The sequence below is a fragment of the Pseudaestuariivita sp. genome, from assembly GCF_052825805.1.
Map to the genome: position 1 here is coordinate 630,887 of NZ_JBRBVB010000002.1, position 14,082 is coordinate 644,968.

Consider the following 14,082-nt stretch of genomic DNA (forward strand, 5'->3'; position numbering starts at 1 on the left):
AGCCCCACCGGGCACGCTTGCCCCGCCGGGCGCCGGCCTTGCATCTTCTTCTGGCGGAAAAATATCCTCCCCGAAGGGCCGATTTGCCATCAGGACAAACCGCTACAACCCTGTTAGCTTGGGCCCATGACACGCGACACGATCGATCACATCTGCGCGGCCCTGCCCGGCGCCACCTGGGCCGACCCGGCGGGCGGCCACCACGGCTCCTGGACCGTGGGCGGCAAGATGTTCGCACACATCGGCCAACACGCCGACGGCGTTTCGGTCAAGACCTCATCCACCGAAATCGCGCAGCTGATGATCGAGGCCGGCGACGCGATCCGCGCGCCATATTTCCACAAAAGCTGGGTGCGCCTGCCGCTCGACGCCGATCCGGCCTTCCTGCGGGAGCGGATCGAAGCCAGCTACCACATCATCCGCGCCAAACTGCCCAAAAAGGTGCAAGCCACGCTCGACACGCACTGACGCCTCCAGCAGCACACCTGCAAGCGCAGTGGGGGTGCCCACCTTACCCCGCTCAATCAAAAGCCCTGGTAAGGTGGGCACCTCCGCCACAGGTAGCTCGCGGTTAGCTCATTTAGCCTCAAGTCCGCCAAAATAGGCACCCTCGGGTCCACCCCAGTGCCCACCAAACCCACTTAGGCCCCTCCTACTTCGGTAAGGTGGGCACTGCCAAAAGCGCCCCGATCACACACTACCGGATGAACTGGTCTACATACTCCGCACCCAGCCCGACCTCGGCGTAGTGCTTCCGGCAATTGTCGATCTTGGTGAAGACGTCCTCGTACCCCAAGACCTCGCCATAAGGATCGACGTAGCACATCACGCCGTTCACCTGAAACAGCGTGATCATCTCCTCGACCCCGTCCGGCACAACCAACGTATGGGTCTCACCCGGCGGCTCGAAGACATAGCTGCCCTCCTCGGCCATCCAGTCATGCTCGAGATACTCCCACTGGCCCTTCAACACAAAACCATGCACCGGCTGCGGATGCCGGTGGCGCGACAGGACGCCCGACTTGCGCACCTTCAAAAGGTTCACCCAATACCCCTGGCTGCGCGAGAGGCACAGCGGGCGAAACCAGACGTTCTCCGCCTGCGGCACCCAGACCCGGTCATCCTCCGGCACTGCCTTCGGCACGACGATCTCTTCCAGAGCGTCCGCCGGAAACGGCAGCTGGTACGGCATCAACGGGTTTTCGTCTTTCATCTTCACCTCCCTGCGCATCGCGTCGACCTCAAAGCCCAAACGCATGCAGCGCTCACATCGACAGATACCCACCGTCAACCGGATAGACCGACCCGGTCACAAAACTTGCATCCGCGCTCAAAAGGAAGGCGACACAGGCGCCCACCTCCTCGACCTTGCCCCAGCGGCGCAGCGGCGTCCGGCCGAGGATCCCGCCTGCCCGCTCATGGTTCTCGCGCAAGGCGCCCGTCATCTCCGTCTCGATCCATCCCGGCGCGACCGCGTTGACGCGAATGCCGTCGTCTGCCCAGGCCCCCGCCAAAGCCTTGGTCAGCTGCGCCACACCGCCCTTGGACGCCGAATAGGCCGGCACCAAAGGCCCGCCAAAGGTCGACAGCATCGAGGCCGTGTTGACGATCGCGCCCTGCGACGCCGCGAGCAGGGGCTTTGCCGCCAGACAGCAGCGCATCGTCCCCGTCAGGTTCACGTCGATGACCTGCTGGAAGACCTCGAGGTCGAACTCCGCACCCCGCCGCAGAATGCCCGCGCAATTGACCAGCCCGTCAAGCCGGTCCAATCCGCCAAAAAGCGCATCCACCGAAGCGCTATCCGTCACGTCGACAAAGGCCACCCGCACGCCCTCGGGCGCATCGAACGCGGCGATCTCGTCTTCGGACGCGCTGGCGGCCACGACCTCCCAGCCCTGCGCGGCCAGCACGCGCGCAACACCTGCGCCGATGCCGCGCGTGCCTCCCGTGACCAATGCCTGACGTGCCATCGAGGCCCTCCCTTGACGCCAGCCTAGGCGGGCTCTGCGCGCACATCAACCGTCAGAGGCAAAGACCGCTTGCCCCGCCCCGCGCGCTCAGGCACCACACACGTCGACGCATCACGAGGCCCGCCCATGCAGCTCAGTCACCGCATCACGCACCTGCTCGACGGCGGCTCGGACGGGTGGGAGATCTTCAACCGCGCCCGCGCCATGATCGCCGCAGGCACTCCCGTGACCGAGCTGACCATCGGCGAGCACGACATCCGCACCGATCCCAGCATCCTCGCGGCCATGGACGCCTCCGCCCGCGCCGGCCATACCGGCTACGCCTCCGTTCCCGGCACGGACGCCCTGCGGGACACCATCGCCGCCCGCGTGGAGGACCGCACGGGCGTGACGACCACACGCGACAACGTGCTCGTCACCACTGGCGGCCAGGCCGCACTCTTTGCCGCGCACATGGCGGTGCTCGACCCCGGCGACCGGGCGCTCTTCATCGACCCCTACTACGCCACGTACCCCGGCACGCTCCGCGCCGCCGGCGCCAGGGCCGAGCCAATCCCGACCCACAGCCGCGAGGGCTTCCAACCGACCCGCTCCGCGCTCATGGCCGCCTGCCCCGGCGCCGCGTCCCTGCTGATCAACACACCCAACAACCCGACCGGTGCCGTCTACGCGCCCGGCACCACCGACGCGATCTGCGAGGCCGTCCGGGAACACGACCTCTGGCTTATCTCCGACGAAGTCTATGACACACAAATCTGGAACGGCACGCACCTCTCCCCCCGCGCCCGCCCCGGCATGGCAGAGCGCACGCTCGTGATCGGCTCGATGTCCAAAAGCCACGCCATGACCGGATCACGCGTTGGCTGGGTCATCGGGCCCGCCGAGGCGATCTCGCACATGATCAACCTGTCGACCGACACCACCTACGGCGTGCCGGGCTTCGTGCAGGACGCCGCGCTCTTCGCACTCGAGGAGGGCGCGCCGCTCGAGGACAAGATTGCAGCCCCCTTCCGCCGCCGCCGCGCCTTGACCGAAGCGCGCCTTGCCAGCCAGAACACCATCCGCATGATCCCCGCCGATGGCGCGATGTACGTGATGCTCGACATCCGCACGACCGGCCTCAGCGGCGACGCCTTCGCCAGCGCCCTCCTGGAAAACCATCACATCGCCGTCATGCCCGGCGAAAGCTTCGGCCACTCCGCCGCCGGCCATGTCCGTGTCGCCATGACCACCGATGACGACAGCTACGACCAGGCCCTCGCCACCCTCGTCAGCTTCGCCCAAGAGCTCGCCGCCAGGTCAAGTTAGCTGCACGCGACCTAAAGCGCTGACAATGGCTCCGTCTTCTGAATCAGCCCCTCAACATGGCAACGGACGTCATCGCCAGAGAACTTTCAGCGCCCCTTCCGGCTGGCACCTCAGCACCTCGAAACTCTCTGCTGACATACACCACGGCACGCAAGATCGAACGTCCAGCGCACCACGCAGCTTCTTCTGGCTAAAAATATCCCCGCCGGAGGCTCCCTACCGAGGTCACGCTCCGAAAACCTCGGGATACAGCACCCGCGCCTGCCCCCACCCGGCCACATCGTGGCTGACATTGAACTGCCCCGCCTTCAGCGCCGCGTCCACCTCGGCAACCGTCAGCACAACCTGCCGCATCTCCTCGAGATCGCCATCGTCCGGCGCTGCCACCTCGCGGCACCCAAGACCCAGAAAGTAATGCCCCTCGCAGCCGCGCTGGTTGCCATTGTCCACATAGCAGCCCAGCTTGATCAAACGGTCCGGCGCCAGCCCTGTTTCCTCCATCAGCTCCCGCGCGGCTCCAACGTCCGGCGCTTCGCCGGGGTCGATGAACCCTGCCGGAAACGACAGCCCGGCCCGCCCCGGCCCGTGCTTGTACTGCTCCAGCATCCGCACGCGCCCGTCCTCCTGTACCGGGATCACCATCCCGAATGACCGCAGCTTGACCTGGTAGAAATCGTCGATCTCCGCACCATCCGGCAGCCGCACGCGCTGGCGCACCACGCGCAGAAACGGCCGCGCGGCAAAGACCTCCTCCTCGTCCAGGGTTTCCCAGGGCTGCATGCTCGCCTCCATGATGCACTTGGCTCCGCCGGGTGATGCCCCGGAACCGATCCACGGCGCAAGCCGTTCTCCCAGCAACACATTGCTCAACGGAGGCACTCACATGTCCGACTTTCTACGCGTCGTCATCGCCATTCTGCTGCCGCCCCTCGGCGTCTTTCTGCAAGTCGGGTTTGCCGGCGCATTTTGGCTCAACATCCTGCTGACCCTGCTCGGCTACATCCCTGGCATCGTGCACGCCGTCTGGATCATCGCGCGCCGGCCCGGCCATGCCTGAGGACCCGCACCTCGCGCCACACGAGGCCGCGCGCCTCGCCCGGATCGAACGTCTGGCCGCCCGCATGGACCGCGCCTTCCGCCTGCCCGGCACCCGTATCAGGCTTGGCTGGGATTCGATCCTCGGCCTCGTGCCGGGCATCGGCGACGCGCTCACGCTTGGACCCGCCGGCTACATCGTGTTCGAAGGACAGCGCCTCGGCGTGCGCAGACGCACCCTCGCCCGCATGGGGCTCAACATCGGGATCGACGCGCTGATCGGCGCGGTGCCACTGGTCGGCGACCTCTTCGATGTGGGGTGGAAGGCAAATTCGCGCAACGTCCAGCTGATCCGCAAAGACGTCTCGCGCAAGACGGCGCGGCGTGCCAGTCAGACGCCGCACCGGGTGTCGGAGGTGTAAGGTGGGCGCCGGCCCACCCTACGAGGCCAGGCTCAGCCGACCAATTCGAGCCCGGAAAAGAAGTACGCGATCTCCACCGCAGCCGTCTCCGGCGCATCGGAGCCGTGGACAGAGTTCTCACCAACCGACTCGGCAAATTCCGCGCGGATCGTGCCCGCCGCGGCATCCGCCGGGTTGGTGGCGCCCATCACTTCGCGGTTCTTGGCAATCGCACCCTCACCCTCGAGCACTTGCACGACAACCGGCTCGGACGCCATGAACTCGCACAGCTCGTCATAGAACGGGCGCTCGGAATGCACTTCGTAGAATTTGCCGGCTTGCGCCTTGGTCAGATGAATGCGTTTTTGCGCGACAATGCGCAGGCCCGCGTCCTCGAACTTGGCGTTGATCTTGCCGGTCAGGTTGCGCTTGGTGGCGTCCGGTTTGATGATGGAGAGCGTGCGTTCGACAGCCATGTCGTCATCCTTTGAATGCGGGCGCGGCACAATGCGCGACACCCTGTCTGAAAATCGCCGCCGCCCTATCATGGGTTTCAGACCCTGAAAAGACCTCAAAGGCGCGCCATGACCCAGCATCTGCCCTTTCAACCGCTTGGCCTCGATCACGTGGTGCTGCTGGTCGATGATCTGGCTGCGGCACGGCGCTGGTACATCGAGGTCCTCGGCTGCACCCCGCACGCCGACTACCACGAGATCGCGATGGAGCATCTGTGGTTCGGCGCCATCCTGGTCGGCCTCTGGGACATGTCCGACCCGCGCGCCGCCTACGCCAAACCGGAGGTGGCAGGCGGGCGCAACGTCGATCACCTCGGCCTCGCAGTCGGCCCATTTGACCCAGAGGCCATGCGCGCGCACCTCTCAGCCCACGGCGTTGCCATCGAAAAGGAAGTCACGCAGTCCGGCGCCCGCGGCATCGGGCACTCCGTCTACATCCGCGACCCCTTCGGCAACCGGATCGAATTGAAAGGCCCCGCCGCCTCCCCGACCTGACGTGTTGACTTGGACGCAGCGCGCTGTCACCCAGCCGCCATGCTCCGCCTCGACGACCTCCGCTTTGCCATCGCCGGCCGCCCTCTCTTCGAGGGTGCCTCCGCTACGATCCCCGCTGGCCACAAGGTTGGCGTCGTAGGCCGCAATGGCACCGGAAAGACGACGCTTTTCAAGCTGATATACGGCGATCTTGAACTGGAATCCGGCACGATTACCCTGCCTGATGGCGCGCGCATCGGCGGGGTCAGCCAGGAAGTGCCAAGCTCGGACACCTCGCTCCTCGACACGGTGCTTGCCGCCGACACCGAACGCGCCGCGCTCATGGCCCGCGCGGAGACCGAGACCGACCCTGACGCGATCGCCGAAGTCCAGACCCGGCTGAGCGACATCGACGCCTGGTCAGCCGAGGCCCGAGCCGCCTCGATCCTGCGCGGCCTCGGCTTTGACGCCGACGCGCAGAACCAGCCTTGTTCCGCCTTTTCAGGGGGTTGGCGGATGCGGGTGGCGCTGGCGGGCGTGCTCTTTGCCAAGCCGGACCTGCTGCTCCTCGACGAGCCGACGAACTATCTCGACCTCGAAGGGGCACTCTGGCTCGAAAGCTATCTGGCCAAGTATCCGCACACGGTGCTGGTTATCTCGCACGACCGCGGGCTGCTCAACCGCGCGGTGGGCTCGATCCTGCATCTCGAAGACAAGAAGCTCACGTACTACGCTGTTCCCTATGACAAATTTGCCGAACAGCGTGCCGCGAAACTGGCCCAGGCCGAGGCGCTGAACACCCGCAATGCGGCGCGCATCGCGCATCTACAGAGCTTTGTCGACCGTTTCCGTTACAAAGCGTCCAAGGCCGTGCAGGCCCAATCCCGGCTCAAGATGATCGAGCGCATCCAGCTGATCTCCACCCCACAGGAGGCCGCGCTGAAGGCATTCACCTTCCCCACGCCCGAAGAGCTCAGCCCGCCCATCATCGCGATGGAAGGCGTGGCCGTGGGGTACACCGAAACGCCCGTGCTGGACCGGCTGAACCTACGCATCGACCAGGACGACCGCATCGCTCTACTTGGCAAGAACGGCGAAGGAAAATCCACGCTTTCCAAGCTGCTATGCGGCGAACTTCATGCGATGAAAGGCAAGCGCATCGACGCCGGCAAGCTGCGCATCGGCTACTTTGCCCAGCACCAGGTGGACGCGCTGCACCTCGACGAGACGCCCCTCGACCACATCCGCCGTCTGCGCCCCGACGCCCTTCCCGGTAAGCTGCGCGCGATGCTGGCGGGCTTTGGCCTGGGTGCGGAGCAAGTCGAAACGCTGGTCGGTCAGCTCTCTGGCGGGCAAAAGGCGCGGCTCTCGCTCTGCCTTGCCACGCTCGACGCGCCGCACCTTCTGGTGCTCGACGAGCCGACCAACCACCTCGACATCGAAAGCCGCGAGGCGCTTGTCGAGGCGCTCAACGCCTACACCGGCGCGGTGGTGCTGGTGAGCCACGACATGCACCTTTTGAGCCTCGTTGCGGACCGGCTCTGGCTGGTCAAGGATGGACGCGTCACACCTTACGACGGCGACTTAGAAAGTTACCGCAAGCTCCTGCTTTCCAATGACAAACCGGCGTCGGCCCCCAAGAAGAAACCGGCCCGCCCGAGCCGCGAGAAGATCCTCGAGCTGCGCGCGGACGTGCGCAAATGCGAGGAGCGGATCGAAAAGCTCGACGCCATGCGCGAGACGCTTGCCGCGCGGCTGGGCGATGCGACGATGTACGAGGACAACAACATCGCCAAGATGGAGAGCTACCAAAAGAAATACGCCGAGGTGATGGAGGCGATGGAGCGCGCCGAGGGCCTCTGGGTCAAGGCGCAGGACAAGCTCGACCGCGCCGAGGGACACGCCGCACATGCCGGATAGCGCCTTTCTGATTACGGCGTTTGTCACGCTCTTCGTCGTCATCGATCCCATTGGTTTGGCGCCACTTTTTGCCGCCCTGACCCAAGGGATGTCGCCCGCGCGGCGGCGCGCGGTCGGGCTGCGCGCCTGCGCCGTGGCGATGGGGGTGCTGCTGCTCTTTGGCGTCTTTGGCGAGGCGGTGCTGGCCTTTGTCGGGATTTCGATGCCGGCCTTTCGCATCGCGGGCGGGCTGTTGCTGTTCCTGACCGCGCTCGAGATGCTGTTCGAACGACGCACCAAGCGCCGCGAGGACCGCAACGAAGAAGAAGACACCAGCGACCCGTCGGTCTTCCCCCTCGCGATCCCTCTGATCGCGGGGCCCGGCGCGATTGCATCAGTCATCCTTTTGGCCGGCCAAACAGAGGGTTATGCGGGAATCTTCACAGTGCTTGGCATCACTCTGGCGGTGGTCGCGCTGGTCTTTGCGCTCTTTCTGACCGCCACGCCGATGGAGCGGCTGCTGGGCAAGACCGGCATCAACGTCGTCACGCGCGTGCTCGGCATGTTGCTGGCGGCGCTGTCGGTGCAGTTCGTGCTCGACGGGCTGCGCAACTACTGGCTGGCCTGAGCGCAGGGCCGGCCTTTTTGTCAAGCGAGCGACTTCCTACATATCGGGCGAGGAGGCACTCATGTCCGGCGATGATATTGCACAGCTTTTGCTTTACGGCACGTTTCTGACGGTCATCGGAGGCGCGGTGATCCTGCAGATGCGGCACCGGATGGGAGAGGTCGCCAAGGGCGCGGCGATCTGGGTTTTGATCTTTCTCGGCGCGATCCTCGCGGTTGGCCTATGGGAGGACATTCACGGCACGGTGTCGCCGCAGATGAGCGTCAACACCGACGCGGGCGTCGTGACCCTGCCGCGGTCGCCGGACGGTCACTACTATGCCACGCTCGAGGTCAACGGCACGCCCACGCGCTTTGTGGTGGACACGGGCGCGACGGCCGTGGTGCTGACGCAGGCGGACACGGAGGCGGCCGGGATCGACCTGACGGGGCTGGCCTTTCTCGGCTCGGCGATGACGGCAAACGGCGTGGTGCGGACGGCGCCAGTCACGCTGCAGACGGTGTCGCTTGGCGGGATCGAGGATCGCGGCCTGCGCGCCTTTGTCAACGAAGGTGACATGCGCGAGTCGCTGCTCGGGATGGACTATTTGCAGCGGTTCGAAGCGGTGGAGATCCGCGGCGGAGAGATGCGGCTCGTGCGGTAGAGCGCCCCGCCCCGGCCCTAAGCCGGGGCCTCATTGTAGTGGTCGTGAGGTCCCGGGTCAGGGCCGGGACGGGTTAAACACGATCAATTCACATGTGCGGCTAACCGCGATGCTTCTGCACGAACTCAACCAGCTGCGCGGTTGAGCCGTCCTTGCCGTCGGTCGTGGCCTCGCCGGTCACCACGGGACCCAAGGCGGTTGCGAGCTCCTTGCCCAACTCCACGCCCCACTGGTCGAACGAGTTGATGCCGAGAATCACGCCTTCGACGAACACGCGGTGCTCGTAGAGAGCGACGATCTGGCCAAAGACTTCGGGCGTCAGCTGCGGGTAGATCAGCGTCGTCGAAGGGCGGTTGCCGGGGAAGACGCGGTGGCGGGCCTGGCGCTCGAGCTCGGCGCCTTCGACATTGCCGGCGACCTTGGCGCGGGCCTCGTCGAGCGTGCGGCCACGCATCAGCGCTTCGGACTGCGCGAGGCAGTTGGCGATCAAAAGGTCGTGGTGGTGTGCGAGATCGGGCTCGTGCCCCTCGGCGGCGACCATGAATTCGCAGGGGATCACCCGCGTGCCCTGATGGATCAGCTGGTAAAAGGCGTGCTGGCCGTTTGTGCCGGGCTCGCCCCAGACAACCGGGCCAGAGTGATAGGGCAGCGTGGTGCCGTCCTTGGCCACGCCTTTGCCGTTGCTCTCCATCTCGAGCTGCTGGAGATACGCCGGAAGGCGTGCAAGCCGTTGATCGTAGGGCAGAACCGCGCGTGTGGCGTGGTCGAGCACCTGGTTGTGCCACATGCCGACGAGCGCCAGCATCACGGGCATGTTCTCGCCCAGGTCGGCGGATTTGAAGTGCCGGTCCATGGATTCGGCGCCGCGCAGGACGGCTTTGAAGGCGTCCGGGCCAATCGCAATCATCAGTGCGAGGCCGATGGGTCCCCACATCGAGTAACGCCCGCCGACCCAATCCTCGAAGCCGAAGACGCGGGAGGGGTCGATGCCGAAATCGGCGGTCTTGTCCGCGGCAGAGCTGAGGGCGGCGAATTGCGCGCCTGTGTCGGAGACGGCCTCGGACATCCACGCCCTGGCGGTGCGCGCGTTGGTCATGGTCTCGATGGTGGTGAAGGTCTTGGAGGCGACGATTACCAGCGTCGTTTTATGGTCGAGCCCGCGCAGCGTGTCGGCGATATGCGCGCCGTCGACGTTCGAGACGAAATGGCAGCGCGGCCCGTCGTGGTAGGGGCTGAGCGCGAGGGCCGCCATGGCCGGGCCGAGGTCGGAGCCACCGATGCCGATGTTGACGACGTCGGTAATCTTGCCGCCTTGCCCGGTGAAGCTGCCGTCGCGCACAGAATTTGCGAACTCGGACATGCGCTCCAGGGTGGCAAGGACCTCAGGCATCACGTCGCTGCCGTCCACTTCGACCGGCCCGCCGGACAGGTTACGTAGCGCCGTGTGCAGCACCGCGCGCCCTTCGGTGTCGTTGATCGGGGCGCCGGCAAACATCGCGTCGCGGGCACCTTCGACCCCGGCCCGGCGGGCCACGTCGAGCAGCATCTGGCGCACGGAGTCGTCGATTTGCGTCTTGGAATAGTCAAAGAGCATATCGCCCATGCGGGCGCTGAACGCCGCCGCACGCGACGGGTCGTCAAACAGGCTTTCGATCCGCCGGGACTGGATCGTGCCGGCATAGGTCTTGAGCGCATCCCACATGAAGAAATCTCCTGAGTTCAATAATCTGGACGGCGAGGCTCACGTGTCACTTCAAGGCGCCCAATGCACGGTGGCCGCCTCCAGCACCGCGGCGACCGGTGCCTCCTGCGGCGGAAGGCCGAGCGCCTGGTCATAGGCGGCTTTCTTGTCCTCGCCAAAGATCACCACGTGTTTGGCCATCGCGCCGTTCAGCGCCTCGGCGGACAATGTGATGCGCGGCTCGGGGGCGCCGGGCGCCCGCATGGGCAAGAGCACGGGTGCGCCGGGGGCCAGCGCCTCGCCCAGCAGATCGGCGCCCGGAAAGAGCGAGGCTGTGTGCATGTCCGCCCCCATCCCGAGCAACAAGACGTCAAGCGGCAGCCGTGGCGCGATGGCCTCCGCCAGACTGTCGAGCGCGTCCTCGGGGCGGTCCACCGGCGCATAAAGCGGCAGGTATCCCGCCGCCTCGGCACGGCCCCGGAACAGGCGCTCGCGCAGCAGCCGCGTGTTGGAGCGCTCGTGATCCTCGGGCACCCAGCGTTCGTCGTTCAGCAGCACGTCCACCCGGCTCCAGTCGAGATCGACTGATGTCAGATCGTCAAAGATCGGACCCGGCGTGGTGCCGCCCGGCACGCAGAACGTCACCCGCGCGCGCGTCTCCAGCGCCTGGCGCAGCGCGCCGGCCAGCTGTCCGGCCAGATCGAGGATCAACATTTCGCGGTCGGGATAGCGTTTTAACGTCATTTGCGAATCTCCCGCCAACGCCGGCCGTCGCGGTGCATCAGCATCAGCGCATCCTCCGGGCCGGCCGTGCCGGGCTCGTAGGGTTTTGGCACATCGCCGCGGGTTTTCCACCCCTCGATCACCGGATCGGTCCAGGCCCAGGCCGCCTCCACCTCGTCGCCGCGCATGAACAGCGTCTGGTTGCCGCGGATCACATCCATGATGAGCCGCTCATAGGCGTCGGGCACCTCTTCGGCCTCGGGACCGAGCGCCTGGGCAAAGGTCATGTCGAGCGGCACGGTGATCAGACGCATGCCGCCGGGGCCCGGCTCCTTGATCGTGACGTCCATCGTCATGCCCTCGTTCGGCTGAAGCCGGATGTGCAGCATGTTGGAATGCACGTCTTCGCCTTCGCCGATGTCAAAGATCGAATGCCGCGTCGGTTTAAAGACGACGGTGATCTCGGACATGCGCGCGCGCAGCCGCTTGCCGGTGCGCAGGTAAAACGGCGTGCCGGCCCAGCGCCAGTTCTCGATCTGCGTGCGCAGCGCGACAAAGCTCTCGGTGGTCGAGCGCGGATCCTCGGCGTGATCGCGGTAGCTGCCGGTGTCGCCCTCGGCCTCGTACTGGCCGCGCACGATGTGGTGCGTCTCGACCGGGGCGAGCGCGCGGATCACCTTGAGCTTTTCGTCGCGCACAGCATCCGGGTTAAACCGCGAGGGCGGCTCCATTGCGATCAGGCACAAAAGCTGCATCAGGTGGTTCTGCACCATGTCCCGCATCGCGCCCGACTTGTCGTAATAGGCGCCCCGCCCCTCGACGCTGACGGTCTCGGACACGGTGATCTGGATGTGATCGATGTATTGCGAATTCCAGAGCGGCTCAAAGAGCACGTTGCCGAACCGCACCGCCATCAGGTTCTGCACCGTCTCCTTGCCGAGGTAGTGATCGATCCGGTAAATCTGCTCCTCGTTGAAATGCTTGGCCAATTCCGCATTCAGCGCCTTGGCGGAGGCCAGATCCCGCCCGAACGGCTTTTCGACCACAACGCGGCTGGTGTCCCGCGCCAGCCCATGCGCGTGCAGGCGCTCGGCAAGATCGCCAAAGAGGCCCGGCCCGACGGAAAAGTAGAACGCGCGCACGACGGCCTCATCCGGGCGCAGCGCGTCCTTCAGCGCCTGCCAGCCGCCCTCGCCGCGCGCGTCGACGGTGACATAGCTCAGCGCCTCCAGAAACCCGTCGAGGGTCTGGGTCTCACAGGGCGCACCGTTCCCGAACTCGGCAATGGCCTCGCGCACCAGCTCGCGGAACGCGGCATCATCGAGGTCCGAGCGCGCCGCCCCGATGATGCGCGCGCCCTCAGGCATCTGACCCGCGCAGAACCTGCGGTAGAGCCCCGGCAAAATCTTGCGCCGCGCAAGATCGCCCGTGGCACCAAAGATCACAAGGTCGAACGGCTCGACCGGAATGACGCGAGAGACCATGAACCCACCCCTTTTGCTGCGCCTTATCACCCGGCGCCGCGCGCTCCAAAGTTCCTCCCGCGCATGCGGCAGACGAGGTTAGCGCTAACGGCACCTTTGCCGGCGTCTTACGCTTGGCGCAGCACTTTGTCTAATGCCCCGTCACGTTTCCTCAATATCGCATTTGTGAACCGCTTGATATTTGCGCAGCCCCGCGCGCCGGTCTATCCGTTGGCAACAGGCGCAAGCGAACGACAAGACGGAGCAGAGCACGATGAAGGACCAGGTCGAGGCCAACAGCGGCAAGTTCGTCGATCCCTTCGTGACCGCCAAGGGCGAGCCGCGCGCGCAGGTGGCGCTCACCGAGCCCAAGACGCTTTGGTTCAACACCGGCACGCTGTGCAACATCACGTGCCTCAACTGCTACATCGAAAGCTCGCCGACCAACGACGCGCTCGTCTACCTGACCGCGGGCGAAGTCTCGGACTACCTCGCGCAGATCACCGAACGCGCCTGGCCGATCACCGAAATCGCGTTTACCGGCGGTGAGCCCTTTATGAACCCCGAGATGATCGAGATGGCGCGCCGGTCCCTCGCTGCGGGGTTCGACGTTCTGATCCTCACCAACGCCATGCGCCCGATGATGCGCAAAAGTGTGCTGTCCGGGCTGACCGAGCTCCACCGCGACTACCCCGGCAAGCTGACGATGCGCATCTCGCTCGACCACCACGCGGCCCCCGTGCACGATGCCGAGCGCGGCACGGGCAGCTACGCCAAGGCGCTCGAAGGGATGGACTGGCTGCGGGATGCAGGCATCCCGCTCGCGGTCGCCGGACGGATAGAGTTCTCCGAAACCGAAGCCGAGGCGCGCGCCGGCTACGCCCGCCTCTTTGCCGAGCGCGGATACGACATCGACGCGCACCACCCGGTCGCCACGACGCTCTTTCCCGAGATGGACATGCGCGTCGAGGTGCCCGAAATCACAACCGCCTGCTGGGGTATCCTGAACAAGTCCCCCGACGACGTGATGTGCGCCTCGTCCCGCATGGTCGTCAAACGCAAGGGCGCCGACAAACCCGCCGTCCTCGCCTGCACGCTTTTGCCCTACGCACCCGAGTTCGAGATGGGCGCGACCCTCGCGGAGGCCGAGGCCCCCGTCCAACTCAACCACCCCCACTGCGCCAAGTTCTGCGTCCTCGGCGGCGCCTCCTGTTCCGCCTGAAAGTGCCGCGGCTTGGACGCCCGACGCCAATGACCCAAGAGCCACACGAGGAGCGGAGCCCAAACCCAGCACCTTCTTCTGGCTAAAAATATCCCCGCCGGAGGCTCCCGCACCCGGCCA

Annotated in this window: 16 protein-coding genes; 9 read left to right on the forward strand and 7 right to left on the reverse strand. The window is 65.8% G+C overall.

Features of this window, described 5'->3' with window-relative positions:
• Window positions 1-126 precede the first annotated feature (126 nt).
• Window positions 127-468 (forward strand): MmcQ/YjbR family DNA-binding protein, encoded by a 342-nt coding sequence (locus ACU0B3_RS04040; protein ID WP_446259521.1) that lies wholly within the window; start codon window positions 127-129, stop codon window positions 466-468.
• Window positions 469-697: 229 nt separating this feature from the next.
• On the opposite strand, the gene ACU0B3_RS04045 is transcribed toward ACU0B3_RS04040, so the two are convergent.
• Complete coding sequence (locus ACU0B3_RS04045; protein ID WP_446259522.1) at window positions 698-1,213, reverse strand: 2,4'-dihydroxyacetophenone dioxygenase family protein; 516 nt, start codon at window positions 1,211-1,213, stop codon at window positions 698-700.
• Between the two features lie 52 nt (window positions 1,214-1,265).
• Window positions 1,266-1,970, reverse strand: a complete 705-nt coding sequence (locus ACU0B3_RS04050; RefSeq protein ID WP_446259523.1) for an SDR family NAD(P)-dependent oxidoreductase — start codon at window positions 1,968-1,970, stop codon at window positions 1,266-1,268.
• 126 nt (window positions 1,971-2,096) lie between these two features.
• On the opposite strand from ACU0B3_RS04050, the gene ACU0B3_RS04055 reads away from it, so the two are divergent.
• Complete coding sequence (locus tag ACU0B3_RS04055) at window positions 2,097-3,278, forward strand: pyridoxal phosphate-dependent aminotransferase (RefSeq protein WP_446259524.1); 1,182 nt, start codon at window positions 2,097-2,099, stop codon at window positions 3,276-3,278.
• A gap of 225 nt (window positions 3,279-3,503) precedes the next feature.
• Here the strand turns inward: ACU0B3_RS04055 and ACU0B3_RS04060 are convergent, their stop codons facing one another.
• Window positions 3,504-4,058, reverse strand: a complete 555-nt coding sequence (locus ACU0B3_RS04060) for an NUDIX hydrolase (protein WP_446259525.1) — start codon at window positions 4,056-4,058, stop codon at window positions 3,504-3,506.
• 103 nt (window positions 4,059-4,161) lie between these two features.
• Between ACU0B3_RS04060 and ACU0B3_RS04065 the strand changes: the two genes are divergently transcribed.
• Window positions 4,162-4,335: a YqaE/Pmp3 family membrane protein gene (locus tag ACU0B3_RS04065; RefSeq protein WP_446259526.1), complete on the forward strand. Its 174-nt coding sequence runs from the start codon at window positions 4,162-4,164 to the stop codon at window positions 4,333-4,335.
• On the forward strand, window positions 4,328-4,735 hold the full coding sequence (locus ACU0B3_RS04070) for a DUF4112 domain-containing protein (RefSeq protein WP_446259527.1): 408 nt from the start codon (window positions 4,328-4,330) through the stop codon (window positions 4,733-4,735). The genes ACU0B3_RS04065 and ACU0B3_RS04070 overlap by 8 nt, the downstream gene beginning before the upstream one ends.
• Before the next feature lie 32 nt (window positions 4,736-4,767).
• On the opposite strand, the gene ndk is transcribed toward ACU0B3_RS04070, so the two are convergent.
• A complete protein-coding gene (gene ndk, locus ACU0B3_RS04075) occupies window positions 4,768-5,190 on the reverse strand; it encodes a nucleoside-diphosphate kinase (protein ID WP_446259528.1) in 423 nt (140 codons plus the stop codon).
• 108 nt (window positions 5,191-5,298) lie between these two features.
• Between ndk and ACU0B3_RS04080 the strand changes: the two genes are divergently transcribed.
• The 4 genes from ACU0B3_RS04080 to ACU0B3_RS04095 all read left to right on the forward strand — a co-directional run bounded on the left by ACU0B3_RS04080 (window position 5,299) and on the right by ACU0B3_RS04095 (window position 8,873).
• Window positions 5,299-5,724 (forward strand): VOC family protein, encoded by a 426-nt coding sequence (locus ACU0B3_RS04080; protein ID WP_446259529.1) that lies wholly within the window; start codon window positions 5,299-5,301, stop codon window positions 5,722-5,724.
• A 39-nt stretch (window positions 5,725-5,763) separates the two neighbouring features.
• Window positions 5,764-7,623, forward strand: a complete 1,860-nt coding sequence (locus ACU0B3_RS04085; RefSeq protein ID WP_446259530.1) for an ABC-F family ATP-binding cassette domain-containing protein — start codon at window positions 5,764-5,766, stop codon at window positions 7,621-7,623.
• A complete protein-coding gene (locus ACU0B3_RS04090; RefSeq protein WP_446259531.1) occupies window positions 7,613-8,230 on the forward strand; it encodes a MarC family protein in 618 nt (205 codons plus the stop codon). The genes ACU0B3_RS04085 and ACU0B3_RS04090 overlap by 11 nt, the downstream gene beginning before the upstream one ends.
• A gap of 61 nt (window positions 8,231-8,291) precedes the next feature.
• The gene (locus ACU0B3_RS04095) at window positions 8,292-8,873 is read left to right on the forward strand and encodes a retropepsin-like aspartic protease family protein (RefSeq protein ID WP_446259532.1); all 582 of its coding nucleotides are present in this window, start codon (window positions 8,292-8,294) and stop codon (window positions 8,871-8,873) included.
• 100 nt (window positions 8,874-8,973) lie between these two features.
• On the opposite strand, the gene pgi is transcribed toward ACU0B3_RS04095, so the two are convergent.
• Genes pgi through zwf form a run of 3 tightly spaced genes read right to left on the reverse strand, consistent with a single transcriptional unit; the run spans window position 8,974 to window position 12,761 of the window.
• On the reverse strand, window positions 8,974-10,575 hold the full coding sequence (pgi, locus tag ACU0B3_RS04100) for a glucose-6-phosphate isomerase (protein ID WP_446259533.1): 1,602 nt from the start codon (window positions 10,573-10,575) through the stop codon (window positions 8,974-8,976).
• Between the two features lie 51 nt (window positions 10,576-10,626).
• Window positions 10,627-11,298: a 6-phosphogluconolactonase gene (pgl, locus tag ACU0B3_RS04105; RefSeq protein ID WP_446259534.1), complete on the reverse strand. Its 672-nt coding sequence runs from the start codon at window positions 11,296-11,298 to the stop codon at window positions 10,627-10,629.
• Window positions 11,295-12,761 carry a glucose-6-phosphate dehydrogenase gene (gene zwf, locus ACU0B3_RS04110; RefSeq protein WP_446259535.1) on the reverse strand — a complete coding sequence of 489 codons (1,467 nt, stop codon included), beginning with the start codon at window positions 12,759-12,761 and terminating at the stop codon, window positions 11,295-11,297. The genes pgl and zwf overlap by 4 nt, the downstream gene beginning before the upstream one ends.
• Before the next feature lie 253 nt (window positions 12,762-13,014).
• On the opposite strand from zwf, the gene ACU0B3_RS04115 reads away from it, so the two are divergent.
• Entirely contained in the window at window positions 13,015-13,962 is a 948-nt protein-coding gene (locus ACU0B3_RS04115) for a radical SAM protein (RefSeq protein WP_446259536.1), read from the forward strand.
• Window positions 13,963-14,082 lie beyond the last annotated feature (120 nt).